Source organism: Aeromonas sp. S41-2, from assembly GCF_027705845.1.
GTDB classification, from domain to species: domain Bacteria; phylum Pseudomonadota; class Gammaproteobacteria; order Enterobacterales; family Aeromonadaceae; genus Aeromonas; species Aeromonas hydrophila.
The window spans coordinates 82,334-107,997 of sequence record NZ_JAPDCG010000004.1; the positions used below are offsets into that span (position 1 = coordinate 82,334).

General features: G+C 59.9%; 29 protein-coding genes. 7 read left to right on the forward strand and 22 right to left on the reverse strand.

Annotated elements, in window-relative coordinates; translation table 11 throughout:
* Positions 1-106 precede the first annotated feature (106 nt).
* Complete coding sequence (gene rpsT / locus OKC44_RS11070) at positions 107-370, forward strand: 30S ribosomal protein S20 (protein ID WP_005308808.1); 264 nt, start codon at positions 107-109, stop codon at positions 368-370.
* 50 nt (positions 371-420) lie between these two features.
* On the opposite strand, the gene OKC44_RS11075 is transcribed toward rpsT, so the two are convergent.
* The 8 genes from OKC44_RS11075 to rppH all read right to left on the reverse strand — a co-directional run bounded on the left by OKC44_RS11075 (position 421) and on the right by rppH (position 8,020).
* On the reverse strand, positions 421-723 hold the full coding sequence (locus OKC44_RS11075; protein WP_270812844.1) for an ArsR/SmtB family transcription factor: 303 nt from the start codon (positions 721-723) through the stop codon (positions 421-423).
* 49 nt (positions 724-772) lie between these two features.
* Complete coding sequence (gene nhaR, locus OKC44_RS11080; protein ID WP_017409027.1) at positions 773-1,705, reverse strand: transcriptional activator NhaR; 933 nt, start codon at positions 1,703-1,705, stop codon at positions 773-775.
* Entirely contained in the window at positions 1,692-2,099 is a 408-nt protein-coding gene (locus OKC44_RS11085; protein WP_270812846.1) for a hypothetical protein, read from the reverse strand. The genes nhaR and OKC44_RS11085 overlap by 14 nt, the downstream gene beginning before the upstream one ends.
* Positions 2,096-3,286 carry a Na+/H+ antiporter NhaA gene (gene nhaA, locus OKC44_RS11090; RefSeq protein WP_270812849.1) on the reverse strand — a complete coding sequence of 397 codons (1,191 nt, stop codon included), beginning with the start codon at positions 3,284-3,286 and terminating at the stop codon, positions 2,096-2,098. Before nhaA ends, OKC44_RS11085 begins: the two co-directional genes overlap by 4 nt.
* 226 nt (positions 3,287-3,512) lie before the next feature.
* Positions 3,513-4,307, reverse strand: coding sequence for a thymidylate synthase (gene thyA / locus OKC44_RS11095; RefSeq protein ID WP_270812851.1), 795 nt, complete (start codon positions 4,305-4,307; stop codon positions 3,513-3,515).
* Positions 4,307-5,131, reverse strand: coding sequence for a prolipoprotein diacylglyceryl transferase (lgt, locus tag OKC44_RS11100; RefSeq protein ID WP_045529140.1), 825 nt, complete (start codon positions 5,129-5,131; stop codon positions 4,307-4,309). The genes thyA and lgt overlap by 1 nt, the downstream gene beginning before the upstream one ends.
* A 67-nt stretch (positions 5,132-5,198) precedes the next feature.
* Complete coding sequence (gene ptsP, locus OKC44_RS11105) at positions 5,199-7,478, reverse strand: phosphoenolpyruvate--protein phosphotransferase (RefSeq protein WP_024944576.1); 2,280 nt, start codon at positions 7,476-7,478, stop codon at positions 5,199-5,201.
* Positions 7,479-7,492: 14 nt separating this feature from the next.
* A complete protein-coding gene (rppH, locus tag OKC44_RS11110) occupies positions 7,493-8,020 on the reverse strand; it encodes an RNA pyrophosphohydrolase (protein WP_024944577.1) in 528 nt (175 codons plus the stop codon).
* A 733-nt stretch (positions 8,021-8,753) separates the two neighbouring features.
* Between rppH and mutH the strand changes: the two genes are divergently transcribed.
* Both mutH and OKC44_RS11120 read left to right on the forward strand, forming a co-directional pair.
* Positions 8,754-9,428, forward strand: a complete 675-nt coding sequence (mutH, locus tag OKC44_RS11115; RefSeq protein ID WP_016349416.1) for a DNA mismatch repair endonuclease MutH — start codon at positions 8,754-8,756, stop codon at positions 9,426-9,428.
* A gap of 82 nt (positions 9,429-9,510) precedes the next feature.
* The gene (locus OKC44_RS11120) at positions 9,511-9,840 is read left to right on the forward strand and encodes an isoamylase early set domain-containing protein (RefSeq protein ID WP_270812853.1); all 330 of its coding nucleotides are present in this window, start codon (positions 9,511-9,513) and stop codon (positions 9,838-9,840) included.
* Positions 9,841-9,943: 103 nt separating this feature from the next.
* Here OKC44_RS11120 and rplS read toward each other — a convergent pair whose 3' ends face one another.
* From rplS to ffh, 5 genes are all read right to left on the reverse strand, one after another.
* Positions 9,944-10,291: a 50S ribosomal protein L19 gene (gene rplS, locus OKC44_RS11125; protein WP_005313505.1), complete on the reverse strand. Its 348-nt coding sequence runs from the start codon at positions 10,289-10,291 to the stop codon at positions 9,944-9,946.
* Between the two features lie 32 nt (positions 10,292-10,323).
* On the reverse strand, positions 10,324-11,073 hold the full coding sequence (gene trmD, locus OKC44_RS11130; protein ID WP_011704631.1) for a tRNA (guanosine(37)-N1)-methyltransferase TrmD: 750 nt from the start codon (positions 11,071-11,073) through the stop codon (positions 10,324-10,326).
* A 34-nt stretch (positions 11,074-11,107) separates the two neighbouring features.
* Positions 11,108-11,629 (reverse strand): ribosome maturation factor RimM, encoded by a 522-nt coding sequence (rimM, locus tag OKC44_RS11135; protein WP_011704630.1) that lies wholly within the window; start codon positions 11,627-11,629, stop codon positions 11,108-11,110.
* Between the two features lie 24 nt (positions 11,630-11,653).
* Entirely contained in the window at positions 11,654-11,902 is a 249-nt protein-coding gene (rpsP, locus tag OKC44_RS11140) for a 30S ribosomal protein S16 (protein WP_005341383.1), read from the reverse strand.
* Positions 11,903-12,086: 184 nt separating this feature from the next.
* Positions 12,087-13,463 carry a signal recognition particle protein gene (ffh, locus tag OKC44_RS11145; protein ID WP_011704629.1) on the reverse strand — a complete coding sequence of 459 codons (1,377 nt, stop codon included), beginning with the start codon at positions 13,461-13,463 and terminating at the stop codon, positions 12,087-12,089.
* 285 nt (positions 13,464-13,748) lie between these two features.
* On the opposite strand from ffh, the gene OKC44_RS11150 reads away from it, so the two are divergent.
* Both OKC44_RS11150 and OKC44_RS11155 read left to right on the forward strand, forming a co-directional pair.
* Positions 13,749-14,540 carry a cytochrome C assembly family protein gene (locus tag OKC44_RS11150; protein ID WP_011704628.1) on the forward strand — a complete coding sequence of 264 codons (792 nt, stop codon included), beginning with the start codon at positions 13,749-13,751 and terminating at the stop codon, positions 14,538-14,540.
* A gap of 40 nt (positions 14,541-14,580) precedes the next feature.
* Positions 14,581-15,861 (forward strand): HlyC/CorC family transporter, encoded by a 1,281-nt coding sequence (locus tag OKC44_RS11155; protein WP_011704627.1) that lies wholly within the window; start codon positions 14,581-14,583, stop codon positions 15,859-15,861.
* A 33-nt stretch (positions 15,862-15,894) separates the two neighbouring features.
* Here the strand turns inward: OKC44_RS11155 and OKC44_RS11160 are convergent, their stop codons facing one another.
* On the reverse strand, positions 15,895-16,362 hold the full coding sequence (locus OKC44_RS11160; RefSeq protein WP_270812855.1) for an Rrf2 family transcriptional regulator: 468 nt from the start codon (positions 16,360-16,362) through the stop codon (positions 15,895-15,897).
* 110 nt (positions 16,363-16,472) lie between these two features.
* On the opposite strand from OKC44_RS11160, the gene hmpA reads away from it, so the two are divergent.
* Positions 16,473-17,666: an NO-inducible flavohemoprotein gene (hmpA, locus tag OKC44_RS11165; protein WP_270812857.1), complete on the forward strand. Its 1,194-nt coding sequence runs from the start codon at positions 16,473-16,475 to the stop codon at positions 17,664-17,666.
* A gap of 102 nt (positions 17,667-17,768) precedes the next feature.
* Here the strand turns inward: hmpA and OKC44_RS11170 are convergent, their stop codons facing one another.
* The 6 genes from OKC44_RS11170 to OKC44_RS11195 form a co-directional block, all read right to left on the reverse strand.
* Complete coding sequence (locus OKC44_RS11170) at positions 17,769-18,368, reverse strand: tetratricopeptide repeat protein (RefSeq protein WP_029304580.1); 600 nt, start codon at positions 18,366-18,368, stop codon at positions 17,769-17,771.
* Between the two features lie 436 nt (positions 18,369-18,804).
* On the reverse strand, positions 18,805-19,740 hold the full coding sequence (gene mdh / locus OKC44_RS11175; RefSeq protein ID WP_005308680.1) for a malate dehydrogenase: 936 nt from the start codon (positions 19,738-19,740) through the stop codon (positions 18,805-18,807).
* Positions 19,741-19,961: 221 nt separating this feature from the next.
* Positions 19,962-20,624, reverse strand: coding sequence for an arginine ABC transporter permease ArtM (gene artM, locus OKC44_RS11180; RefSeq protein WP_270812860.1), 663 nt, complete (start codon positions 20,622-20,624; stop codon positions 19,962-19,964).
* A 2-nt stretch (positions 20,625-20,626) separates the two neighbouring features.
* Positions 20,627-21,277, reverse strand: a complete 651-nt coding sequence (gene artQ, locus OKC44_RS11185; RefSeq protein ID WP_011704621.1) for an arginine ABC transporter permease ArtQ — start codon at positions 21,275-21,277, stop codon at positions 20,627-20,629.
* A 3-nt stretch (positions 21,278-21,280) separates the two neighbouring features.
* Entirely contained in the window at positions 21,281-22,018 is a 738-nt protein-coding gene (locus OKC44_RS11190; RefSeq protein WP_011704620.1) for a transporter substrate-binding domain-containing protein, read from the reverse strand.
* A gap of 25 nt (positions 22,019-22,043) precedes the next feature.
* Positions 22,044-22,784: an ATP-binding cassette domain-containing protein gene (locus tag OKC44_RS11195; RefSeq protein ID WP_270812861.1), complete on the reverse strand. Its 741-nt coding sequence runs from the start codon at positions 22,782-22,784 to the stop codon at positions 22,044-22,046.
* A gap of 201 nt (positions 22,785-22,985) precedes the next feature.
* Between OKC44_RS11195 and argR the strand changes: the two genes are divergently transcribed.
* Positions 22,986-23,456 carry a transcriptional regulator ArgR gene (argR, locus tag OKC44_RS11200; protein WP_005308670.1) on the forward strand — a complete coding sequence of 157 codons (471 nt, stop codon included), beginning with the start codon at positions 22,986-22,988 and terminating at the stop codon, positions 23,454-23,456.
* A gap of 86 nt (positions 23,457-23,542) precedes the next feature.
* On the opposite strand, the gene OKC44_RS11205 is transcribed toward argR, so the two are convergent.
* Complete coding sequence (locus OKC44_RS11205) at positions 23,543-24,448, reverse strand: Dyp-type peroxidase (RefSeq protein ID WP_049047978.1); 906 nt, start codon at positions 24,446-24,448, stop codon at positions 23,543-23,545.
* Positions 24,449-24,551: 103 nt separating this feature from the next.
* Positions 24,552-25,586, reverse strand: coding sequence for an ABC transporter ATP-binding protein (locus OKC44_RS11210; RefSeq protein WP_270812865.1), 1,035 nt, complete (start codon positions 25,584-25,586; stop codon positions 24,552-24,554).
* Between the last annotated feature and the right edge of the window lie 78 nt (positions 25,587-25,664).

Below are 25,664 nucleotides of genomic sequence, written 5' to 3' on the forward strand. Positions count from 1 at the left end.
GGGGGGCGGTGTTTATTTGCACAAATCATTTGACAATATGTGGTTGAGAAGGCATATTTCCGGGCCTTTTCAATACACTCGCTAAGACAGTTTTAGGAGTTTTACCTTGGCTAACATCAAATCTGCTAAGAAGCGCGCTCTTCAGTCAGAGAAACGTCGTCAGCACAACGCCAGCCGTCGTTCCATGACCCGTACCTACCTGAAGAAAGTCATCGCTGCCATCGCCTCCGGCGACAAGGCTGCCGCGACTGCCGCTTTCGCTGTTGCTCAGCCGATCATGGATCGTATGGCGACCAAAGGCCTGATCCACAAGAACAAAGCTGCTCGTCACAAGAGCCGCCTGTCTGCCCAGATCAAAGCTATGGCTTAATTCAGCATCTGCTGAACAAAGCTAAAAAAACCGGCCTTCGTGCCGGTTTTTTATTTCTGTTCGCTGCAGTACAACTTGTGCAGCAATCCTATCATCTCGCGCACCTCGTGGCTGCGCAGCGAATAGTAGATCGTCTGGGCCTCCTTGCGCGTCTCCACCAGTTCATCCCGCCGCAACACAGCCAGATGCTGTGACAACGCCGACTGGCTCAAACCCAGCCGCTCGTTGAGCTCGCCCACCGACAGCTCCCGCTCCAGCAGCTGACACAGGATAAACAAGCGCCGCTCGTTGGCCAGCGCCTTGAGCAGAGCGACCGCCCGGCTTGCATTTGCCTCCATCTCTTCCAGTTGCATCTCATTCCCTCTCGTTCGAGGCAAGAATCATACTCTGTGGCCCGTCGATTTAAAATGACAGGGTTGCCGGTTGAATCGTGGTGAAATCCTCCTGACCGGCAAACAGAAAGGAGAAATCGCTCTCGCATACCCGTTTTACCGCCGGATGCTGGATCATCCGTTCGGCGAAGATGACGTAGTACTCCTCCATCAGATCCTGGGTCTCCCCCAGCAGCATCACCTCCTCCCCTTCCAGGATCTCCTCCCGATAGATGGTGGGAGCCATGAAGATGCCCTGATTGAAGAAGCCGAACGCCTTCATCAGGGCCGCATCGTCAAACTCGCCGAGGATGCTGGGCGATACGCCCTGCTGTTCGAACCACTGGGTCAGCTGGCGACCCATGGCGGTGCGCCGACCCGGGATAAGCAGCTTGCGCTCCTCCAGACAGGCGGGAAAAGGGAGCGATGGCAGTGGCGCCTTGCAGAAGAAGCTGACCCCGCAACCACCGAGCCGTTTGGAGAGCAGGCCGGCGTGCTGGCTGGAGTCCACCGGGCAGTCGGAGAGGATCATGTCGAGCTTGTGTTCACTCAGCTGTTCCAGCAGCAACTCGTGGGTCGATTCGAAGCAGCGCAGGTGGATGGAACCGTCGTTGGGGATGACGGAGAGCAGTACCCGGCTGGCAAGGCGTTTGGAGAGCGCATCGGCGATGCCGACGTCGAACAGGATCTGGCTCTCCTTGCGGTAGTTGACGATATCCAGCATCTCGTAGGAGAGGCTGAACATCTTGTCGGCATAGCGAAACACCAGCTGACCCAGCTCGGTCGCCTCGAGGGAACGCCCTTTGCGCATCAGCAGCTTGCCGCCCAGGCGCTGCTCCAGCAGCTTGATCTGGCCGGTGACGGTCTGCGGCGTCAAGAAGAGGGCTTCCGCCGCTTGCGTGACGGAGCCCTTCTTCTGAGTCATCCAAAAATAGTAGAGATGGTTGTAATTAAGGTGTGACATCCGATGGGGTTCCCGCGCTGCGCGGACTCCGGTAGCAACTGAGTTCAGCCGCCAGAATGTCATACATGTCGCTGATCGAGTCAACCTTGTTCGCGTCGAACTGCGCCTGCAGATGGGCCTTGAGGCGGGCCGGATCCGGCATCCGCTCCCCGCAGTAACGCTTGTTGGACTGTTTGACCCGCTCGCCGGCCCGGCTGCTCAGCGCCCGCTCGGCGAAGGTCTCGCCAAACTGGGCCTTGGCCTGCTTGTCCCCCAGCATCAGGGCGCTGTCGACCACCCCGTTGAGGTAGGCCGAGCAGCCGGCCGAGGCCGCATCCTGCTGGCAATCCCGCAGACTGCCGGCCCAGGCCGTCTGGCTCAGCGCCAGCAAGGCCAGCCATCCTAGTCTTTTCATAGCCCCTCCGTGCTTTGGTCGGCCTCCCGGTTCGGGAGCGCCATGCGCAGGGCGAGATAACCGACGATCGCCGCCAGGGTCGATCCCACCAGGATCCCGAGGCGCGAATAGCTGCCGTAATCCAATCCGCCGTGCTCGAAGGCCAGCGAGGCGATGAACATCGACATGGTAAAGCCGATGCCACACAGGATGCTGACCGCGAAGATCTGTTTGAAATTGACCCCGTTGGGCAATTGGGCAATGCCGAGCTTCACCGCCAGCCAGCTGATGGTGAACACCCCGAGCGGCTTGCCGATGAACAGCCCCAGCATGATGCCGAGCGGCACCGGGCTCAGCAGGGCGGAAAGACCGATCCCCTCCAGCGACACCCCGGCATTGGCAAAGGCGAACAGCGGCAGGATCAGGTAGGCACTCCAGGGGTGCAGGGCATGCTCCAGCTGCTTGAGCGGCGAGGCATAGCGCTTGCCGTTGAGCGGGATCATGAAGCCCACGATGACCCCGGCCAGGGTCGCATGGACGCCCGATTTCAGCACCGCCACCCAGAGCACCAGCCCCACCAGCATGTAGAGGCTGATCCGATCCTCGCCGCGGCGGTTCATCCACAGCAGGGTCAGGATCGCCAGGATGCCGATCGCCAGCGCCGTCAGCGACAGCTGCTGGGTGTAGAACAGCGCGATGATGATGATAACGCCCAGGTCATCCATGATGGCCAACGCCAGCAGGAACACCTTGAGGCTCACCGGTACCCGCTTGCCCAGCAGCGCCATCACCCCGAGGGCGAAGGCAATGTCGGTGGCGGCGGGAATGGCCCAGCCGGCGCGCGCCACTTCGTCCGAGTAGTTGAAGAAGGCATAGATGAGCGCGGGCGCCAGCATGCCGCCCACCGCGGCGATGGCCGGGAAGGTGGCCTGCACCCGGGAAGAGAGGGCCCCTTCCAGCATCTCGCGCTTCACCTCGAGGCCGACCAGCAGGAAGAAGACGGCCATGAAGCCATCGTTGATCCAGAGCAGCAGCGGCTTGTTGATGTCGAGGGCGGCGATGCGCACCTGCACCTGGGTATCGAGGAAGGCCTGATAGCCGCCGGCCAGGCCGCTGTTGGCCAGGATCATCGCCAGCATGGCCGCCATGATCAGAATTATTCCGGAGGCGGCCTCCAGCTTGAGGAACTTTTTGATTACGTCGCTCATGGTTAAATTATCCACAGTATTACTTTGTTTTGAGTCTATATCCCATAACAATTAATGGAAAATCGTTTCTTACTGCGAAATACAACGAGAAAACCGAAGGCAAAATCAAACATGTCTGCTATAAGCAGGTTTTCTCTCACACGGATGTCACTCGAAGCTCAGTCATCAGAGTGAATACTCCGTGGTTTTTATGCATAAAAAAGGCGCCTCATGGGCGCCTTTCACATCAGATGGCGACGGGCGCCTTGATGCCGGGATGGGGGTCGTAACCCTCTATCTCGAAATCCTCGAACCTGTAATCGAAGATGGAGTCCGGCTTGCGCTTGATCACCAGAGTCGGCAGCGGGCGCGGCTCGCGAGAGAGCTGCAGCGCGGTCTGCTCCATGTGGTTGGAGTAGAGGTGCACGTCACCACCGGTCCAGACGAAGTCGCCCACTTCCAGATCACACTGCTGGGCCATCATGTGGGTCAGCAGAGCGTAGCTGGCGATGTTGAACGGCAGGCCGAGGAACACGTCACAGCTGCGCTGGTAGAGCTGGCAGGAGAGCTTGCCGTCGGCCACATAGAACTGGAAGAAGGCGTGGCAGGGCGCCAGCGCCATCTTGTCCAGCTCGCCCACGTTCCAGGCGGAGACGATGATGCGGCGCGAATCCGGATTGTGCTTGATGTCGTCCACCGCCTTCTGGATCTGATCGATGACAGACCCGTCAGCCGCCGGCCAGGAGCGCCACTGGGCGCCATACACCGGCCCCAGATCACCGTTCTCGTCGGCCCACTCGTCCCAGATGCTGACGCCGTGCTCTTTCAGGTAGGCGGTGTTGGTATCGCCATTGAGGAACCACAGCAGCTCGTGAATGATGGAGCGCAGGTGGCACTTCTTGGTGGTGACCAGCGGAAAGCCTTCCGCCAGATTGAAGCGCATCTGATGGCCGAACAGGGAGACGGTGCCGGTACCGGTACGGTCGGATTTGGCGGTCCCTTCATCGAGGATCTTCTGCATCAGGTCGAGATAGGCTCGCATTACTTTGCCTCCTTGACGCTGTTACCGAACAGCTGCGGCCGCTTGTAGGCAACCCAGATCATCAGGGCACCGATGACGATCATCGGGGTGGAGAGGATCTGGCCCATGCTGATCTCCTGGAAGTAGAGACCGAGCTGGCTGTCCGGCTGGCGCACGAACTCCACCAGGAAGCGGAACAGGCCGTAGAACAGCAGGAACATGCCAGAGATGGCGCCCCGGGGCGGGTTCTTGCGCCAGAACAGGTTGAGGATGATGAACAGTACCACCCCTTCCAGCGCGAACTGATAGAGCTGGGACGGATGGCGCGGCTCGGGACCCGCCTCCGGGAAGATGATGGCCCAGGGCACATCGGTGACCCGGCCCCACAGCTCGCCGTTGAGGAAGTTGCCGATGCGACCGACCCCGAGGCCGAACGGAATGAGCGGTGCCACGAAGTCAGCCACGGTGAAGAAGTGGCGATTGGTCTTGTGGGCAAACCAGACCATGGCGGTAATGACCCCGATCAGGCCGCCGTGGAACGACATGCCACCGGTCCAGATCTTGAACAGGTAGAGGGGATCGGCCAGGAACATGTCGAAGTTGTAGAACAGCACGTAACCGACCCGGCCACCCAGGATCACCCCGAGGAAGCCGTAAAACAGCAGGTCCGAGACCTCGTTGCGAGTCCAGCCACTGTTCGGCGCATCCGCGCGGCGCCCCGCCAGCCACATTGCAAAGGCGAAACCAAACAGGTACATGAGACCATACCAGCGTACCGATAGTGGTCCCAAACTGAATGCTACGGGATCAATCTGCGAGAAAACCCAATATCCATCGTGCTGCATATGCGGCCCCAGTCATAAGAAAAGCCGCATTTTCCGATCATTCGTCAGCAGGGACAAGGCATGATTATCAATCAGTCTGTTTCGTTTTGTGACCGGCGCGCAGCAAACCGCCCAGGCCGTGCTCTTCCAGATAGCGGGCAAACAGGCCGCGCAGCACGTGCGGGTTGTCGTGCTTGAGGCCATCCGTCAGCAGTACAGTCAGTTCGCTCAGGGTGGACTGGCGCAGCACGTACTTGATGCGGGCGATGTTGTGCGTGTTCATGCTGAAGCGGCGATAGCCCATGGCCAGCAGCAGCAGCACCCCGACCGGATCACCGGCCAGCTCGCCACACACAGACACCGGCTTCTGATAACGATGGGAGGCATCGACCAGCAGTTGCAGGGCGCGGATCACCGCCGGATGGAAGGCATCGTAGATGTTGGCGACCCTGGCGTTGTTGCGATCCACCGCCAGCAGGTACTGGGTCAGATCGTTGCTGCCCACCGACCAGAAATCGATGAGCGGTGCCATTTCGGGCAGGATGTAGAGGGCGGAAGGCACCTCGATCATCACCCCCAGGCTCGGGTAGCGGATCACCGCCTCACGGCTGGCCGCCTCTTCCGACACTTCTCGCCAGGCCTGATCCAGCAGGCGGCGGGAAGCCTTGATTTCGCTGACGCTGCTGATCATTGGCAGCATGATGGCCAGATTGTCCAGCCCTTCGCTGGCACGCAGCATCGCCTTGAGCTGCACCAGGAACAGTTCGGGGTGATCCAGGGTGAGCCGGATCCCCCGCCAGCCAAGGAAGGGATTTTCCTCGACGATGGGGAAATAGGGCAGCTGCTTGTCGCCGCCCACATCCAGGGTCCGCATGCAGACCGGCCGGTTGCGATAGGTCTCCAGAATGCCGCGATAACGGGCGGTCTGCTCCCACTCGGAGGGGAAGCTGTCCTGCAGCATGAAGGGAATTTCGGTGCGATAGAGGCCGACCCCGTCTGCCAGCTGATTGAGGGATATTTCGGTGTCGGCACTGAGCCCGGCGTTCAGCAGCAGGGAGACAGGCACGCCGTCGGCCGTCTCGGAGGGCTGGTTGTCGACGCTGCGCACCAGGGTATCGAGTGCCCGCTCCTCGCTCAGCAGCTGGCGGTATTCGGTCAGGATCACCTGATTGGGTTCGATGAAGAGATCGCCGCTGTAGCCATCGACCACCAGCATGCGACCGCCGATGTCGCCGAGCGGCAGATCCACCCCCATGATGGCCGCCACCCCCATGGCGCGAGCCAGAATGGCGGCGTGGGAGTTGGTGCCCCCCTTGAGCGACACCACCCCGGTCAGAAACTCGCGGGGAACTTCGGCCAGGATGGTGGCGGTCACCTCGTCGGCGACCAGCACCACCGGCTCGCCGATGGCGATATGCTCTGGCTCGTTTTGCACCAGCCGGCTGATGAGCCGCTGGGCGATGTCCTTCACATCGGTGGAGCGCTCCTGCAGGTAGGGATCCTTCATCCCCTTGAACTGATCGATCAACCGGTCACTGATGAGCTTGACCGCCGAGACGGCCGTCCAGTGTTCCTTGCTCACCTTGTTGCGAATGGGCTTGATGTAACCCGGATCGTTCAGCAGATGCAGGTAAATGTCGAAGATGGCGACCGAGTCCTGGCTGTAGCTCTCGCGAAACCGCAGTGCCAGGCTCTCCAGATCGTGGCGCACCTCTTCCACCGCCACATTCAGCCGCTCCAGCTGTCTGGCGTGATCCTCATCCTTGCGCGGGGTGATGGAGTTGAGCTCCTTGCGCGGCCGCCACACCCAGGCCTTGGCCATAGCGATGCCGCTGGCACCGGCAATGCCGCGCAGCGGCTTGCTCCAGTCGGTCTTCTGCAGCCAGCCCTTGGCCTGCGCCTGGGCAATCCGGGCCGCCAGCTGGGCAGCCAGGGTCACCATGAAGGACTCTTCCCCCTCATCGAAGAGGCGGCTCTCCTTCTGCTGCACCACCAGAATGCCCACCACCTGACGCTGATGCATGATGGGGGCGCCGAGGAAGGAGCGAAATGCCTCTTCGGCCACATCGGGCAGGAACTTGAAGCTGGGATGGGAGGGGGCATCGGCCAGGTTGATCAGCTCTTCCCGCTGACCCACCAGACCGACGATGCCCTGCTCGAACGGCAGGGTGGCCTTGCCCACCGCCGACTCGGCCAGACCATCGGTCGCGGCCAGCCGGTAGCGGCGCATCTCGGGTTCTGAGACATAAACGGAACAGCAGTCCACCATCATGGCCAGCCGGGTCTGGCTGACCAGTGCCTGCAAGGCCAGCTCGAGGGTATTGGCCTCGGCCATGCTTTCGACGATGCGTCTGAGTTCCGTTAACAACTAATCTGTGCTCCTTAACGGGGGCGATTGCGCCGCCCATCCTTCTTGTTGACCTGAATAGCCGGCACCGGCATCGCCAGCGGGGCAAACTCCTTCATTACCCGTCGATAGACTTCCCGCTTGAAGGAGACGACCTGACGGACCGGATACCAGAAGCTGACCCAACGCCAGTCATCAAACTCGGGATGACCATGACAGCCGAACTGGATCCTGGACTCCCTGCCCGGATCCAGCTGCAGCAAGAACCATTTTTGTTTTTGGCCAATACAGACCGGTGAACTGTCCCAACGAACGAGGCGTTTGGGCAAGCGGTACTTCAGCCAGTTGCGACTGGTGGCCATGATGGTCACATCTTCGGGCTTGAGGCCTATCTCCTCATACAGCTCACGATACATGGCCTGCTCCGGCGTCTCACCATCATCAACCCCTCCCTGCGGAAACTGCCAGGAGTGCTGCCCATAGCGCTTAGCCCACAATACTTGTCCGTCACGGTTACAGATCACGATTCCGACATTGGGACGAAACCCGTCGCCATCTATCACGTGATCACCTTATAAAGGCTGAATCTATAAGGGGATTGTTCCACATTCACCTCGTGGCAGCAAACAGGGACTGCGATCCCCCACTCATGAATAACTTTCAATTTCAAGCCGACTTATAAACAAATCCAAGGATCAACTGGACCAAGTTGCCCACCCAGACTGTGCATAAGCCTGTGAGCAAGCAGGTATATACAGTAGTTTCATTTATCTGATCCAAACCAGGCGACAGCATACCCCATGTTGATAAAAACAGAATATGTATTTAAATACATGACGTTAAACAATCAATGCTGGATCAAGATCCATGTCTTTCACGGCCGGCGATCCGGGATCTCGATTGTGAACAAGTTCGACTGTTCAAAGATCCACCACGGCTATTTTATCCACAGGAGTGGCACACTATCTGCGCTGGAATCGCCGTTGAAATTGGTGCTGCTTCACATTTTTTTGTAACAATGAGCCAACTATTAGCACTTGCCGGCAGTTATCCAAGATTTCTGTGGATAACTGTGTGCAACAGCGCGAGCAAACCCTTGGACAACTATTTTGAGCCTGGATCCTGCTGGTCAATGACCGAGGACATAGAGACAAATTCTTTTAAAATCATTATGATAAGTACTTACTCACAAAACAGCCCCCCCTGTGCATACCCCTGCCAGGATCGGTTATAAAAACAGCGATCCTCAGCGAGGATCAGAGTTGCTAGAATAATTCCCCTTTGCAGGAGTGACCCATGCCCACCAACCCCCAGTCAGAGCAGGAATTGCTGGCCCGCGCCTATGCCATGGCGGGCTTCACGCTGGCCCAGCTGGCCGCCACGGCCGGCATCGCCGTACCGGCGGATCTGCGTCGTGACAAGGGTTGGGTTGGTCAGCTGATCGAGTGGCAGCTGGGGGCCAGCGCCGGCAGCAAGCCTGAACAGGACTTCCCGGATCTGGGCATCGAACTCAAGACGATCCCCATCGATCCTCAGGGCAAACCGCTGGAGACGACCTTCGTCTGCGTGGCACCGCTGATCGGTGTCAGCGGCCAGCAGTGGGAACAGTCCAATGTGCGCAACAAGCTCTCCCGCGTGCTCTGGATCCCGGTGGAGGGCAGCCGCGAGATCCCCATCGGTGAGCGCCGGATCGGTATGCCGCTGTTGTGGAGTCCGAATGAAGAGGAGGAGCGGCTGCTGCGCCAGGACTGGGAAGAGCTGATGGACATGATAGTGCTGGGAGAGGTGGAGCAGATCAGCGCCCGCCACGGCCAGGTGCTGCAACTGCGTCCCAAGGCGGCCAACAACAAGGCTCTGACCCGGGCCATCGGCCGCAACGGCCAGCCGATCATGACCCTGCCGCGCGGCTTTTACCTCAAGATAGGCTTTACCCACGGGCTGCTGCAGCGCCACTTTGCCCTGCCCGCTTGATCTCGGTTATCAACATCCTTGTCATAAAGTGATATAAAAATAGCCAGCAGCTATTTCTTCGCAATCAGGACAAGGAGGCGTCATGCCGATCAACAAGCAATTTCTCAAGTCCCGCCCCGAGGTCAAGGTGACCTTTGCCGTGGAAAAAGAGGCCGTAGGAGAGGCCGAGCAGGTGCTGTTGCTGGGGGAGTTCAGCCAGTGGCAACCCATCGAGCTCAAGCGGATGAAGAGCGGTGAGTTCAAGACCACCCTCAATCTGCCGACCGACGGTCCCGCTCATTTCGAGTATTGCTACCAGCTGGTGCAACCCAATGGGGAGACCCACTACGACAACGACTGGGCGGCGGATGACTACGTGCCCGGTCCCTTCGGACGCGACAACTCGGTGGTGCGGGTCAGCCAGCCAGGTTGAGCCGGCACACCCGGAAGCGGATACAAAAAAGGCTCGCCATTGGCGAGCCTTTTCACTACCTGTCGAGCTTTTCGCCGACATACCGACACCAATTCGAATCGAATTAGTTGAGCTTCTCTTTGATACGAGCAGCTTTGCCGGACAGGTTGCGCAGGTAGTACAGTTTGGCGCGGCGAACATCACCACGACGCTTCAGTTCTACACTGTGGATCAGCGGAGAGTGAGTCTGGAATACACGCTCAACACCTTCGCCGTTGGAGATCTTGCGAACGGTGAAAGCAGAGTGCAGACCGCGGTTACGCTTGGCAATAACGATGCCTTCGAAAGCCTGCAGACGCTCTTTACCACCTTCTTTAACACGAACTTGAACACGTACGGTGTCGCCCTGGGCAAAAGCCGGGATGTCGGTACGCAGTTGCTCTTGTTCAAGCTGCTGAATAATCTTGCTCATTGTCTTTCCTTACCTAGGATAAACTGAAAACTCTACTTAACGCTGTCACGCACTTCGCGGACATACTCGGCAAGAAGTGATTCTTGCTCGTCAGTCAGAGCTAGGTTGTTAATAAGTTCCGGCCTTCTCTGCCAGGTTCGTCCGAGCGATTGCTTGAGCCGCCAGCGCCGAATCACTTCGTGATTGCCGCTTGTCAGCGCCTCTGGCACCGCCAATCCATCCAACAACTCCGGCCGAGTGTAGTGGGGATGATCCAGCAGGCCATCCGTGAAGGAGTCCTGCTCGGCACTGGCCTGATCGCCCAAAACCCCAGGGACCAGACGCGAAACCGCATCGATCAGGGTCATGGCAGGCAACTCGCCACCACTTAACACGTAATCCCCGATAGACCACTCTTCGTCGACTTCGGTTTGTATCACGCGTTCATCGATACCTTCGTATCGACCGGCGACCAGAATCAGTTTCTGATTCGTCGCCAACTCGGTCACGCCCGCTTGAGTCAGCTTGCGTCCCTGAGGAGAGAGATAGATGACTTTCGCCCCGTCTCCCGCCGCTTGCTTGGCTGCATGAATCGCGTCACGCAGCGGCTGAACCATCATTAACATGCCGGGCCCACCACCATAAGGACGATCATCGACCGTACGGTGTTTGTCGTGGGTAAAGTCCCGGGGGTTCCAGCACTCAATCTGCAGCAGGCCACTCTTGACGGCCCGACCCGTTACCCCGTGCTCGGTAATGGCTCGGAACATTTCAGGGAAGAGGCTAATCACCCCAATCCACATAAGAAACCTCCGGCACCCGTGTTAGCGCGGGAAACTAGAAACCAGGATCCCAATCAACTTCGATTGTTCGAGCAGTCAGATCAATGTTCTTGATCACCTGCTCTTCCAGGAACGGAATCAACCGCTCCTTCGCACCAAAGGCATCTTTTACATTGGCCTCAACCACCAACACATCGTTGGAGCCGGTTTCCATCAATTCGGTCACCTTGCCCAGGTCGTATCCTTTGGTGGTCACTACCGAGCAACCAATCAGGTCACGCCAGTAGAACTCGCCCTCAGGCAACGCAGGCAACAGATCGGCGGCTACGCCAATCTCGACATTGGTCAATGCCAGGGCATCCTCGCGCACGTCGATACCATCGAGTTTGCAGATCAGACCCTTGTTGTGACGCTTCCAGGATGAAACCTGAATTTCACGCCACACCCCGTTCTGATTGATCAGCCAGGGGTTGTAATCGAAAATCGCTTCGGCAACATCGGTGAAGGAGTTCACTTTAAGCCAGCCCTTGATGCCGTAAACGGTACCCAGGGTGCCCAGAACTACAGGTTTTTCCACCTTAACTCCTTACCGTTTGGCTGATTAAGCAGCTTTGGCAGCGTCTTTGATCAGCTTGGCAACGCGGTCAGAAACAGCGGCACCAGTACCAACCCAATGCTCGATGCGAGCCAGGTCCAGGTTCAGCTTTTCAGCGTTACCAGAAGCAACCGGGTTGAAGAAACCAACACGCTCGATGAAACGACCGTCACGGGCGTTACGGCTGTCAGCAACTACTACCTGGTAGAACGGACGCTTTTTCGCGCCACCACGTTGTAAACGAATGGTTACCATATCGTCCTCATTAACATCTAATGAACAAGGCCCGCAAACACGCGGACCCTAGCTTAAAATAAGCCGCGTAATTCTACTTGGATTCGTAATAATTGCAACCAAGCCAGCCATTTTTTGCACAAGCGGCCTCATGAAAAGGGCCCACCCATGGTGAGCCCCTGACGCGTGCATGACGACCCGGCAATCAGAAGGGGCCGCGGCCACCACCGAATCCCGGCGGCAGCATGTTCTTCATCTGCCCCATCATCTTGCGCATGCCACCCTTGCCGGACATCTTCTTCATCATCCGCTGCATCTCGGTGAACTGCTTGAGCAGCTTGTTCACGTCCTGCACCTGCATACCCGAGCCCGCGGCGATACGACGCTTGCGAGAGCCCTTGATGAGGTCGGGATGGGCACGCTCTTTCGGCGTCATGGAGCTGATGATGGCCTCCATCCGCACGGTGAGCTTGTCATCCATCTGATCCTTGATGTTGTCCGGCAGGCCGGACATGCCCGGCAGCTTGTCGAGCATACCCATCATGCCGCCCATGTTGCGCATCTGGGCCAGCTGCTCGCGGAAATCTTCCAGATCGAAGCCCTTGCCGCTCTTGACCTTGCTGGCCAGCTTGGCCGCCTTCTCTTTATCGACGTTGCGCTCCACCTCTTCGATGAGGGAGAGCACGTCGCCCATGCCGAGGATGCGGGAAGCCAGACGATCCGGGTGGAACGGCTCCAGCGCATCGGTCTTCTCGCCCATACCGATGAACTTGACCGGTTTGCCGGTGATGTGACGCACCGACAGGGCGGCACCACCGCGGGCATCGCCGTCCGCCTTGGTGAGGATAACGCCGGTGAGAGGCAGCGCCTCGTTGAAGGCCTTGGCGGTGTTGGCGGCATCCTGACCGGTCATGGCATCCACCACGAACAGGGTCTCGACCGGCTTGATGGTGGCGTGGAGATGCTTGATCTCGTCCATCATGTCGCTGTCGACGTGCAGGCGGCCGGCGGTATCGACGATCACCACGTCATAGAACTTCTTGCGCGCCTGATCGATGGCCGCATTGGCGATGTCGACCGGCTTCTGGCTGGCATCGCTCGGGAAGAAGTCCACGCCGATGTCATTGGCCAGGGTTTCCAGCTGTTTGATCGCCGCCGGACGATAGACGTCGGCACTGACTACCAGCACCTTTTTCTTGCTGCGCTCTTTGAGCAGCTTGGCCAGCTTGCCGACCGTGGTGGTTTTACCGGCCCCCTGCAGACCCGCCATCAGGATGATGGCCGGTGGCTGGGCTGCCAGGTTGAGCTGCTCGTTGGCCTCCCCCATCACGGAGACCAGTTCGCCATGCACAATCTTGATGAAGGCCTGGCCCGGGCTCAGCGACTTGGCCACTTCCTGGCCAACCGCCCGCTCCTTGACACGAGCCACGAAGTCACGCACCACCGGCAGGGCGACGTCCGCCTCGAGCAGCGCCATGCGAACTTCGCGCAAGGTCTCTTTGATGTTCTCTTCGGTCAGACGACCGCGGCCGCTGACATTGCGCAGGGTGCGCGAGAGTCGTTCAGTCAAATTCTCAAACATGACGCATTCCGGTTCTTGGCGTAACAAATGGGGGCATTATACCTCAGCCGGCGCAATGAGGACGATTATTCGCCGCACACGACGGTGACCTGCCCTCAAAAGGGCAGGCACAATGAACCCAGGCTGGTATGTCGGCCGGTGCCGGCGCGCCTTCTGGTGCGCGCCGCTGCGGCAGACTGCTGCCTATATATGGGCGGATCGGCGGCAGCACAACTGGCGAGCACATCTTGTGCAAGGTATACTGCCCTTCCTATTCCCAATCGCTTGCTCGACAACGACCCGGTTATGATCGTGATCTCTGTTCTGGCCCTGGCGTTCTATCTGCTGGCCATCATCGCCTCTCTGCACCTGCTGCTCAGTGCCAAACCAGTGGGACAAGCCCCCCTGTTTGCCTGCATCGGACTGGCCCTGATCGCCCATGGCACCGCCGTGGCCGGCGAAGTGCTGGTGACTCACTCCGGCCAGAATCTGAGCATGCTCAACGTAGCCTCGCTGGTCAGTCTCATCATCAGCTGCTTCATGACCTGCGTCACCCGCCGCTTCAACGGCTGGATCCTGCTGCCGGTGGTCTACAGCTTCTCGGCCCTGCTGCTGGCCGCCAGCGCCCTCATTCCCGGCCGCTACATCACCCATCTGGAGGCCCATCCCCAGCTGCTGCTGCACATCGGTCTTGCGCTGATGGCCTACTCGGTGTTGATGATCGCCTGCCTGTTTGCGCTGCAGCTCGCCTGCCTGGACCGGCAGCTGAAATCGCGCAAGATCAGCCAGCTGCCCGCCATGCCACCCCTGATGACGGTGGAGAAGCGACTGTTCCAGCTCATCTCGGCGGGTCTGTTCCTGCTGACCCTCTCCATTGCCTCCGGCCTGTTCTTCCTCGAAGACATGTTCGCCCAGGGCAAATCCCACAAGGCCATCCTCTCGATCCTGGCCTGGTGCGTCTACGTGCTGCTGCTGTGGGGCCACCATACCCGTGGCTGGCGCGGTCGCAAGGTCATCACCCTGAGCCTGATCGGCAGCTTCATTCTGACCCTGGCCTATTTTGGCAGCCGCTTCGTCAAAGAAGTCTTGTTGAGCTGACCGCTACCCTTTTTATCACCCACTCCCACAGGAGCCCTTCTTGGACAGTATCTCAACGAGTACATTGCTGATTGTTCTCGTTATCTTGATCCTCTTGTCTGCTTTTTTCTCCAGTTCCGAAACCGGCATGATGTCCCTCAACCGCTACAAGTTGCGGCATCTGGCCCAAACCAAACACAAGGCTGCCCGCCGGGTAGAAAAGCTGCTCTCTCGCCCGGATCGCCTGCTGGGGCTGATTCTGATCGGCAACAACCTGGTCAACATCCTCGCCTCGGCCATCGCCACCATCGTCTGCATCCGCGTCTTCGGCGATCTCGGGGTGGCCATCGCCACCTTCGGCCTGACCCTGATCGTGCTGGTGTTTGGTGAAGTGACCCCCAAGACCCTGGCGGCCATGTTCCCGGAGAAGATTGCCTACCCGGCCTCCTGGGTGCTCAAGGGGCTGATGGTGCCGCTCTCGCCGCTGGTCTGGCTGATCAACGGCATCACCAGCGGCCTGCTCAAGCTGCTGCGGCTCAACCCCAGCAAGGATGACGCCCTCAATACCGAGGAGCTGCGTACCATCGTCAACGAGGCCGGCAGCCTCATCCCCCAGCGCCATCAGGAGATGCTGCTCAGCATTCTGGATCTGGACAAGATGACGGTGGAGCACATCATGGTGCCGCGCAGCGAGATCTACGCCATCGACATCAACGATGACTGGAAAACCATACTGCGCCAGCTGGCCCACTGCGCCCACACCAAGATCCTGCTTTATCGCGACAACATAGACGACGTGGTGGGCTTTCTGCACGCCCGCGACGCACTGAGGCTGATGGCCAGGGATCAGTTCAACAAGTCGAGCCTGCTGCGAGAGGTGGACGAGATCTACTTCATCCCGGAGGGAACGCCGCTCAACGTGCAGCTGGCCAAGTTCCAGCGCAACAAGGAGCGGATCGGCCTCATCGTTGACGAGTACGGCGACATTCAGGGACTGATCACCCTGGACGACATTCTGGAAGAGATAGTGGGCGACTTCACCACCTCCATGACCCCCGCTCCCAGCGACGAGATCCACCCCCAGCCGGACGGCTCCTTCCTGGTGGAGGGCTCCGCCAGCATCCGCGAGCTGAACAAGGAGATGAGCTGGCAACTGCCCATCGACGGGCCGAGAACGCTCAATGGTGCCATCCTGGAATACCTGGAGGAGATCCCCCAGCCCAACATCAGTCTGCGGCTGGCCGGTTACCCCATCGAGATCCTGGAAGTGGAGAACAACATGGTGAAGATGGCGCGAATAATGCCTGATTTATACCGTAACGAGTCTGGTTTTGAAGATTGAAAAAAGGCTGCCACTGGCAGCCTTTTTGCTTGCTCACTCGCTCTCTTCATCCGGCTCCAGCACCAGAGTCGGAATCAATTCGCCAAATACCTTCTGCAACTCGTCGCGATTGGCCAGCAGGTCTTGCAGGGTATAGCTGTCCATCACCGCCAGAAAGGCGTTCATCGCCTCTTTCAGGGCATTCTTCAGCAGACAGACCGAGACGATGTGGCAGGCTGGCGAGCCGCAATCTATCCCGTCCAGATTCCCTTCCAGCGCCCGGATCACCTGACCGATGTTGATGGTCTCCGGCGCGCAGGCCATGCGGATCCCGCCATTCTTGCCGCGCTGGGACTGCAGATAGCCCAGTTTCACCAGCTGGTTCACCACCTTCACCATGTGATTGCGGGAGACGTCATACAAGGCGGAGACCTTGGCCACGCTCGACAATTCGCCCTCCGGCAGGGTCGCCAGATAGAGCAGGGCTCTCAATCCAAAATCGGTATAGCTAGTTAGTCTCATAGTGCCTGTGGCGCATCGCGCGGAAATTGATTATTGATTCAGATCAAATAAACATCTAGGATGCAGCTTATTAAGTGACATTTTAGATGTTCAATTAGCAAGGACCCCCTATGTTAGACCAAGCCACCATCGCCGTCATCAAAAGCACCATCCCTTTGCTCGAATCGGCGGGCCCCGCGCTCACCCAGCACTTCTACCAGCGCATGTTCAGCCATAACCCGGAACTCAAGGACATTTTCAACCTGGCGCACCAGCGCAGCGGCGGTCAGCCGCTGGCGTTGTTCAATGCGGTGGCGGCCTATGCCAAGAACATCGACAACCTGGGGGCACTGGCCGGGGCCGTGGAGCGTATCGCTCACAAGCACACGGGTTTCCTGATCCAGCCAGAACAATATCACATTGTAGGTAGTCATCTCTTGGCCACGCTCAAAGAATTGGGTGGAAGTGCGGTCACCGACGAGGTGCTGGATGCCTGGGGCAAGGCGTATGGCGTGCTCGCCAGCATCTTCATCGGCCGCGAGAGCGAGATTTATCAGGAGAAGGCGAGCCAGGCAGGTGGCTGGCAGGGTTCCCGCCCCTTCCTGATCAAGGAGAAGCGGGTCGAGAGCGAGCTCATCACCTCCTTCCTGCTGGTGCCGGTGGATGGCAAGCCGGTACTGGACTTCAAGCCGGGCCAGTACCTCAGCATCAAGCTGATCCACCCCGAGCTGGAATATCAGGAGATCCGCCAGTACTCCCTCTCCGATGCGCCCAACGGCCAGCACTACCGCATCAGCGTCAAGCGCGAGCCGCAGGGCCAGGTTTCCAACCTGCTGCACGATCATCTGCAAGCGGGTGACAAGATTGAGGTCATGCCCCCCACCGGCGACTTCTACCTGAAAGCCGATGGCCAGACCCCGGTGGTGCTGCTCTCGGCCGGTGTGGGTATCACGCCGATGATGAGTATGCTCAACCAGCTGCTGGCGAACGGCCATCAGGCTGACATCACCTGGCTGCACGCCTGTGAACAGGGTGCCGTACATGCTTTCAGGGAAGATATTCAGCAAAAGTCCCGCCAAAACGCCAACCTGCTGAGCCGGGTCTGGTATCGGGAGCCCCAGGCCAGTGATGTCCAGGGCGAAGGGTACGACTTTGCCGGTACCATGGATCTGACTGCAGTGAAGGATCGCATCACGCCGCAGGCCCACTACTACTTCTGCGGTCCCGTCGGCTTCATGCAGGCAGTCAAGCAGCAGCTGATCGCGGTGGGCATTCCGGCCGGCCAGCTCCATTACGAAGTTTTTGGTCCCCACCAAGATCTGTAAGGCGGGCTAATCACTATAACCAGATGAGGGGCCAGCCTGTCACGGCACGGCGGCCGGCGCCTCCCGGCCCACGGATGCAGATCCGTGGGTCATTTTTTTGGCTCAGTGCATCGCCTTGGCACGAGCGATGGCGTTGGCCGGCATCCGGTTGCCGAGCCGGCTCAGCAGGCTGGTCGCCTTCTGGTGCAGCACCTTGTCGCCGATCACCGTGCTGTGCAACCAGTGGTAGGCCTCTTCATAGTCGAGCGGGCTGCCCATTCCCTGCAGCAGCATCTCCACCCACTCGATTTGTGCCCGCTGGAAGCCCAGGCTGGCGGCCTCCCGCATCAGGGTCTCGGCCTTGAGCAGATCCTTTTGCACTAGCGTGCCTTTCCAGTAGTAACGGCCCAGTTGTTCCAGTGCCGGCGCTAACCCCTGATTGGCCGCCTCCCACATGAATTTGACCCCCAGCTCCGCGTTGGGCTTGATGCAGACCCCCCAGGCCAGCATGTCCCCCCACAGAAACTGATAGGCAGGCACCTTCATCACCTCGGCCCGCACCTCGATATCCTGGGTAAGCTGGCACCTGTCCTGCTTCACCTGCTGCAGGTGACGCCCCTGCTCAATCCAGTTGAGCAGCTCGTCCTGGCGATAGAGCGGCACCGCCTGCAGCGTGCCGCTGTCCACATTCAGGCCGCTGCTGCTGCTCGGGGTACTGGTCATGGGGCGGCTCTTGGGTGAGCGCCCGCTATCCGTGGCGGCAGGTGCGGGAATGGGGGCCGCTGCCGGCGCATCGGCCGTCGCCGGGCTGGCCGATGGCGCAGCCGTGGTATCCGCAGCCGCCGGCACAGCGGCTGCAGCAGATGGGACCGCAGCCTCCGGCTGCGCCGGCGTACTGGCCGCTGCGGAGGCGGCCACGGCCCCGCTCGTCGCGGCGGCGGCAGAGGCGGAAGGCTCGGCCCCCTGCGCTTGGCTCGTCAGCAATGGGGGCGTCAGCAAACAGAGAAGGCCGACAAGGGTAATGGGTTTCATCATAAGGATCTCCTGCAGCACCCTGTTATCGGCAGCCGGTGACATCCCCTTAGGCCGGCACCGCCTGCATCCGTCACCATAACGACAAAGGGGAGCCGAAGCTCCCCTTGCTGTCCATCCGGACGCCTTACTTGACGAAGTCGACACCCAGCTGGATATCGGCTTTCAGAGTGGCCAGCATGCCATCCATCGCCTCTTGTTCGAAGGCGCTCAGCTTGCCGTAGTCCAGCACGGTTTCGACACCGTTCTTGCCAAGCAGGATGGGCTGCGCGAAGAAGGTGGCGTGTTTGCCGTCGCCTTCCACGTAGGCGCACTCGATGACGTTGGCTTCACCCTGCAGGCCCTTGATGAGCGACAGGCCGAAACGGCAGGCAGCCTGGCCCATGGAGAGGGTAGCGGAACCGCCACCGGCCTTGGCTTCCACCACTTCGGTACCGGCGTTCTGGATACGCTTGGTCATGGCGGCCACTTCGTCGGCGGTGAAGCTGGCACCTTCGATCTGGGAGAGCAGCGGCAGAATGGTCACGCCACTGTGGCCACCGATCACGTTGACGCGCACCTTGTCGACGTTCAGACCCTTGGCCTCGGCCACGAAGGTCTCGGCACGGATCACGTCCAGGGTGGTGACGCCAAACAGGCGACGCTTGTCATAGACACCGGCTTTCTTCAGCACTTCGGCGGCGATGGCGACCGTGGTGTTGACCGGGTTGGTGATGATGCCGATCAGCGCTTTCGGGCAGGAGGCGGCGCACTTTTCCACCAGATTCTTGACGATGCCGGCGTTGATGTTGAACAGGTCGGAACGATCCATGCCGGGCTTGCGAGCCACGCCGGCGGAGATCAGCACGACATCGGCGCCGACCAGAGCCGGGCTCGGATCTTCACCGCAGAAACCTTTTACTTTCACGTCAGTCGGGATATGGCTCAGATCGACCGCCACGCCCGGGGTCACCGGAGCGATGTCATACAGGCTCAATTCGGAACCAGCAGGCAGACGGTTTTTCAACAGCAGAGCGAGGGCTTGGCCGATGCCACCGGCGGCACCCAGAACGGCAACTTTCATGATCAACTCCATGTTTAAGCGTAGGTTTAAGGTTGTTTCTTGTTGTGCGCCCAACCTTAAAGGATCCCCCCCTAAAAAACAATCTGATAACAGTTGTAATCACAGGTTCTGTGAGCCAATAAACAGGCGGCGAATAAAAATGGGGGAAAATGCAAAAAATTGGAGGGGAAGCACAGATTTCCTGCACTTCCCCTCACCATTAATAGGTAGATCTACCGACTTCAGCCCTGGAAGGCCAACGCCCTGCGTTCACACCAACGAAAACCAATTGTTAACAATCCGTTCATGGTCAGGTAGAGGGCACCGGCCACGGTGAACACCGCCAGGGTGTCATAAGTCTGGGCATTGAGGCGCTGGGCCAGCCCCATCACATCCATGATGGTGATGGTACTGGCGAGCGAACTCCCCTTGAGCACCAGGATCACCTCGTTGGAGTAGGCGGGCACCAGCCGCCGGGCGGCGTGACGCACCTTCATCCACAAAGTCTGACCGGCGGAGAAACCGAGTGCGCGGCAAGCCTCTACCTCACCGGCCGGGATGGCATCGAGCGCCCCCTTGAACAGCCGGGTGGAGTAGGCCGCAGTATTGAAGCCGAGCGCCAGCACGGCGCAGAACCAGGGCTGCTTGAGCAGCGGCCAGAGCGGCCCCTCTTTGAGCCAGGCAAACTGGCCCGGCCCGTAGTAGATGAGGAAGATCTGGATCAGCAGCGGCGTGCCGGTGAAGATCAACACCCACAGCTGCACCAGCTGGGTCGCCACCGGAATGCGGTGCTCCAGCACCCAGGTCATGGCAGCCGCCATCAGCACGCCGAGCAGCAGGCTGAATGCCGTGAGTTGCAGGGTAATCGCCAGGCCACCCAGCAGGGTCATCAGGTAATCCTGCATGATCAGCCTCCGTAACGGCGGGTGTAACGGGACGCCTGCTTCAAGCCAAACTCACTCACCAGGCTGATGGCCAGGTAGATGAGGGCCGCCGCGGCATACCAGGTGAAGGGTTGATAGGTGCTGGCCGAGGCCATCTGGGCCTGGCGCATCATCTCGTTCACCCCGATGAGGGAGACCAGTGCGGTGTCCTTGAGCAGCACCAGCCACTGGTTGCCGAGCCCCGGCAGGGCGTGCCGCCACGCCTGCGGCAGCACGATGCGAAAGAAGATGTGACGCTTGCCAAGGCCGAGCGCCAGTGCCGCCAGCCGCTGCCCGGCGGGCACCGCATTGAGGGCGGCCCGCAGGGTCTGGGTGGCGTAGCTGGCGAACAGCAGGGAGAGCGCCAGCACGCCGCAGGCGAACGGGCTGAACTCCACGTACTCGCCGGTGATGAGGAACAGCACCTGGGTCGAGCCGAAGTAGATGAACAGCACCACCAGCAGCTCGGGCAAGCCGCGGATCAGCGTGGTCAGGGTGGCCACCGGCCACACCAGAGCACGCTGCTTGCTCAGTTCGGCGGCGCTGAACGCCAGCGCCAGCACCATGCCCCCGACCAGGGATGCCAAGGCCAGCCCGAGGGTCATCCAGGCTGCATCCAACAACAGGCTCAACATGGCTTAGTGCGCGAAATATTTGTCGTAGATCTTCTGATAGGTGCCGTTGGCCTTGATGTCGGCCAGCCCCTTGTTCAGCTGAGTCAGCAGCTCCTGATTACCCTTGGCCACCGCGATGCCAAAACCGGTACCGAAGTACTTGGCGTCAGTCACCGGCGTGCCGATCACGGCATACTCCTTGTGCTGCTTGAGCCAGTCGGCGGCGACCGCGGTATCGGCAAACACGCCGTCGGTGCGGCCGTTCATCATGTCGAGGAAGGCGCTCTGATAGCTGGCGTAAGGCACGGTCAGCAGACCCTTGCTCACCCAGTTGTCCACCAGATAGGACTGATGGGAAGTGCCATTCTGCACGCCGACGGTCTTGTCCACCAGCTCTTCCGGCCCCTTGAAGGCGCCCTTCTTGGTCACGAACACGGCGGAGTTCTGGTAATAGATGTCGGAGAAATCGACCTGGGCGGCACGCTCCGGGGTCACGTCCATGGCGGCGATGGCGGCGTCATAACGACGGAATTTCAGGCTGGGGATCAGGCTGTCGAAAGCCTGGTTGTGGAAGCTGCACTCCAGCTTGGCCTGTTCACAGATGGCGCGGGCCAGATCGATGTCGAAGCCCTGGAACTCGTTCTTGTCGTCCAGGTATTCGAACGGCGCGTAGGTGGCCTCGGTGGCGAACTTGATCTCCTTGGCCAGCACCGAGGTGCTCAGCAGGCCCATGGCGGCGACCAGCAACAGACTCTTTTTCATGACAGCTTCCTTATCGATTTGAATATCAATGCATCAAGAATTCGGCAAACCGGCTGGTTTGCGGGGCTTGGAAAATGGCGGCGGAGCCGGCTTCGATGATCCGCCCCTTCTCCAGATAGATCACCTGGCTGGCCACCTTGCGGGCGAACTCCACCTCGTGGGTCACCACCACCTGGGTGATGCCGGTCTGGCCCAGGTTGCGGATGATCTCCGCCACTTCCTTGGTGATCTCGGGGTCGAGTGCCGCCGTCGGCTCGTCAAACAGCAGCACCTGGGGGTCCATCATCAGGGTACGGGCGATGGCCACCCGCTGCTGCTGACCGCCGGACAGCCGCGCCGGCCAGGCGTCGCGCTTGTCGGCCAGTTGCAGCTGAGCCAGCAGATAGCCCCCCTTCTCTATGGCCGCCGCCTTGCTCATGCCGAGCAGCTTGACGGGGGCCTCGATGAGGTTCTCCATCACGGTGAGATGGGGCCACAGATTGTACTGCTGGAACACCATGCCCACCTTGCGCCGCAACGCCTGGGTCTGGCGGTTGAACTCGGCGGTGGAGAGGCTGGACGGGAAAGAAAATTCACTTTCACCGATGCGCAGAACACCGGCATCCGGGGTGTCCAGCAGGTTCATCATGCGCAGCAGAGAACTCTTGCCGGCACCGCTCGGGCCCAGCAGCACCAAGGTTTCACCGGGAGTGGTCCGAAAGCTGACCTGTTGCAGTACCGGCACCTTGTGCCAGGATTTTTCGATACCGATTAATTCAATACCCATACAGCCCAATTGAATAAGTTTTCAAAATTTCGTCCTGATTCTAACGCTGGCATGGGTGGATGCAAGCTATATTTGAATCAATATGCAGAACAAGCGCCGCTTCCTTGCAAAAATAGGCATATGAATGCAAAATGGGCACGCTGTTCATATCTGCCGCCTGAGCGTGACAGGCAGCCAAACCTCCTCATTCGTGAGTCCAAGATGAAGCATAACGACAAGCAAGAAAAACTGGCCAAGGCCTTTAAAGCCTTGCTGAAAGAAGAACGATTTGGCTCCCAGGCAGAGATAGTGACTGCCCTGCAAGAGATGGGCTTCGAAAACATCAACCAGTCCAAGGTATCGCGCATGCTGAGCCGCTTCGGCGCCGTTCGCACCCGCAATGCCAAGATGGAGATGGTCTACTGCCTGCCGGTGGAACTGGGCGTGCCCACCACCTCCAGCCCGCTCAAGAACCTGGTGCTGGATGTCGATCACAACGGTGCCCTGGTGGTGATCCACACCAGCCCGGGTGCGGCCCAGCTGATCGCCCGCCTGCTCGACTCCCTCGGCAAGGCCGAAGGGATCCTCGGCACCATCGCCGGTGATGACACCATCTTCATCACCCCGACCAGCGACACCGACATCGAAGAGCTCTACCTCTCCGCCCTCGAGCTGTTCGAACAGACGCCGTAATGGTTGCCGCCGCGTCATCGCGGTCCCGCCAAAACGCAAAATCCCGGCCAAGGCCGGGATTTTTGTTATCTGCGGGTGGGCGAGCCTTATTTACCCTGCGCCACCAGAAAATCTTCTGAAGGGGCGAAGAAGGCTGCGCCGGTCACCGCTTTGGTGAAGCGCAGCAGGTGATCGAAGTGACTGCCCTCCCCCTTGTACATGCTGGCCAGCATGGCGTTGAAGTGCTGCGGGGTGCGACAGCAGGAGATGAAGTAGAGCCCCTGCTCACGCATGGTGCCCCAGGGCATGCTCTGGCGCAGGATCTCCATGGATTCCCCCTTCGGCGTCTTGAGGTTGACCCGCTTGATGTGGGCGGTCAGCGGCTTGTCGGCCGACTCGTACTCGATATTGTCGACCTTGGTGCGACCTATGATGTCTTCCTGCTCCTTCAACGCCAGCTTCTCCCAGTCGCTCATGGCGTGGACCCAGCGCTGCACGTGGATGTAGGAGCCGCCGGCAAACTCGCCGCCGTCCAGCAGCGCCACTTCGGCGCGGTGCTCATCCTGCGGATTCTCGGTGCCGTCGACGAAACCGGTCAGATCGCGGCAGTCGAGGTTACGGAAACCGCGCACCTCTTCCGCCAGCTCCACCAGCCCGGCCAGCAGAGCCATCACGCGCTGACCGGCGTGATGCAGCACATCCACCCGATCGGCACGCAGTTGCACGAACAGATCGAACGGGGTGTTGGGGGCCTCCTGGCCGTTGGCGGATTGTGCCATAAAACCGCGGAACTGGGGTGGCCGGGCGGCAGGATAGAGGCCATCCCAGGCATCGGCACCGACGGCGACCAGACCGCTGAATCCGGCAGCGGGGAAATCAGCGGCCACCGCCTCCCACAGGGCCGGCAACCTGGCCAGACGGGCCACCAGCTCGGCGGCGTCACCGGTGCGGTTGAACATCAGATAGAGGGCGTGCAGATTGGGCTCGGCACAGATCCCGGCTTGGGCTTTCATATATCTCTCCCCTGAACAGACATTGGCGATATGGGCGGTTAGCGTTGCGCGATTATAAACCAGCGCGGTTCCAGTTCATTGATTTCACGACGATATCATGCGTTCAGGGTAAAGGGTCAAACAACACCAGCGCGTGGGGCGTCACCCTGACCCGCGCCCGCGCGCCTTCCAGCGGCTCACCGATGCTCGCCTCCAGCCGCAGCTCTCCGCTCTCGAACAGCACCCGGCAGTGGTGGCCGAGGAACTGCTGCTCCACCACCTTGAGCTCGCCATCTGCGGCACTCTCCAGCAGCAGCTGCTGGGGCCTGAGCATCAGTTGCAGCAGCTCACCCACTGCCCGGCCATGAGGCTCGCTGCCGCAGATGACCCCGAGCGCCGTGCGCACGCAGTGGCTGTCCGCCACCTCCGCCGCCAGGTAATTGACCCCGCCGAGAAACTCCGCCACGAAGCGGTTCTGCGGGCGGCGATAGAGCTGCTCCGGCTGATCCACCTGCTCGATGTGACCCGCCCGAAACAGCGCCAGTCGATCGGCGAAGGCAAAGGCCTCTTCCTTGCTGTGGCTGACGAAGATGGCGCCGATCCCCTGCTGCTTGAGCAGGACGCGGATCTCGAGGATCAACTTCATCCGCACCTGGGTGTCGATGTTGGAGAAGGGCTCGTCCAGCAGCATCAGCCGCGGCTTGCACACCAGCGCTCGGGCGATGGCTACCCGCTGCTGCTGACCACCGGAGAGCTGGTGCGGATAGCGATCCCCCAACCCCTGCAGATTGACCAGCGCCAGCGCCTCATCCACCTGCTGCTGGCGAGCCCGGCGATCGAGTCTGGTCAGGCCGAAGCCGACGTTGTCGGCCACCGTCAGGTGGGGAAAGAGGGCGTAATCCTGGAAGATCATGCCGATGTTGCGCGCCTCGGGCGGCACGCTGGCACCGGGCCCGTCGAGCAGGGTATCGCCGAGGCGGATCGTGCCCTCCGCCAGCGGCAACAGGCCGGCGATGGCCTTGAGCAGCGTGGTCTTGCCGCAGCCGCTCGCCCCCAGCAGGCAGACAATCTCGTTGTCGGCCACCGTCAGGGAGAGCTGCTCCAGCACATTGCGGCCGTTGTAACGGCAACTGACATTTTCAACCTGCAAACAGGACAAGGCTGACTTCCTCTCATTTCTGGCGGTGTGCGGCCTTTCGGCTCAGCACACTGCATGCAATTTCATTGGCCGACGTGG

Coding starts and splice junctions, on each gene's coding strand:
- OKC44_RS11160 (WP_270812855.1), bottom strand. CDS start 16,362: ATGAGACTAACTAGCTATACCGATTTTGGATTGAGAGCCCTGCTCTAT.
- artM (WP_270812860.1), bottom strand. CDS start 20,624: ATGCAGGATTACCTGATGACCCTGCTGGGTGGCCTGGCGATTACCCTG.
- hmpA (WP_270812857.1), top strand. CDS start 16,473: ATGTTAGACCAAGCCACCATCGCCGTCATCAAAAGCACCATCCCTTTG.
- OKC44_RS11075 (WP_270812844.1), bottom strand. CDS start 723: ATGCAACTGGAAGAGATGGAGGCAAATGCAAGCCGGGCGGTCGCTCTG.
- rplS (WP_005313505.1), bottom strand. CDS start 10,291: ATGAGCAAGATTATTCAGCAGCTTGAACAAGAGCAACTGCGTACCGAC.
- OKC44_RS11150 (WP_011704628.1), top strand. CDS start 13,749: ATGATCGTGATCTCTGTTCTGGCCCTGGCGTTCTATCTGCTGGCCATC.
- nhaA (WP_270812849.1), bottom strand. CDS start 3,286: ATGAGCGACGTAATCAAAAAGTTCCTCAAGCTGGAGGCCGCCTCCGGA.
- OKC44_RS11190 (WP_011704620.1), bottom strand. CDS start 22,018: ATGAAAAAGAGTCTGTTGCTGGTCGCCGCCATGGGCCTGCTGAGCACC.
- artQ (WP_011704621.1), bottom strand. CDS start 21,277: ATGTTGAGCCTGTTGTTGGATGCAGCCTGGATGACCCTCGGGCTGGCC.
- mdh (WP_005308680.1), bottom strand. CDS start 19,740: ATGAAAGTTGCCGTTCTGGGTGCCGCCGGTGGCATCGGCCAAGCCCTC.
- rpsP (WP_005341383.1), bottom strand. CDS start 11,902: ATGGTAACCATTCGTTTACAACGTGGTGGCGCGAAAAAGCGTCCGTTC.
- nhaR (WP_017409027.1), bottom strand. CDS start 1,705: ATGTCACACCTTAATTACAACCATCTCTACTATTTTTGGATGACTCAG.
- thyA (WP_270812851.1), bottom strand. CDS start 4,307: ATGCGAGCCTATCTCGACCTGATGCAGAAGATCCTCGATGAAGGGACC.
- mutH (WP_016349416.1), top strand. CDS start 8,754: ATGCCCACCAACCCCCAGTCAGAGCAGGAATTGCTGGCCCGCGCCTAT.
- lgt (WP_045529140.1), bottom strand. CDS start 5,131: ATGCAGCACGATGGATATTGGGTTTTCTCGCAGATTGATCCCGTAGCA.
- OKC44_RS11085 (WP_270812846.1), bottom strand. CDS start 2,099: ATGAAAAGACTAGGATGGCTGGCCTTGCTGGCGCTGAGCCAGACGGCC.
- OKC44_RS11170 (WP_029304580.1), bottom strand. CDS start 18,368: ATGACCAGTACCCCGAGCAGCAGCAGCGGCCTGAATGTGGACAGCGGC.
- OKC44_RS11205 (WP_049047978.1), bottom strand. CDS start 24,448: ATGAAAGCCCAAGCCGGGATCTGTGCCGAGCCCAATCTGCACGCCCTC.
- OKC44_RS11120 (WP_270812853.1), top strand. CDS start 9,511: ATGCCGATCAACAAGCAATTTCTCAAGTCCCGCCCCGAGGTCAAGGTG.
- argR (WP_005308670.1), top strand. CDS start 22,986: ATGAAGCATAACGACAAGCAAGAAAAACTGGCCAAGGCCTTTAAAGCC.
- OKC44_RS11195 (WP_270812861.1), bottom strand. CDS start 22,784: ATGGGTATTGAATTAATCGGTATCGAAAAATCCTGGCACAAGGTGCCG.
- ffh (WP_011704629.1), bottom strand. CDS start 13,463: ATGTTTGAGAATTTGACTGAACGACTCTCGCGCACCCTGCGCAATGTC.
- trmD (WP_011704631.1), bottom strand. CDS start 11,073: ATGTGGATTGGGGTGATTAGCCTCTTCCCTGAAATGTTCCGAGCCATT.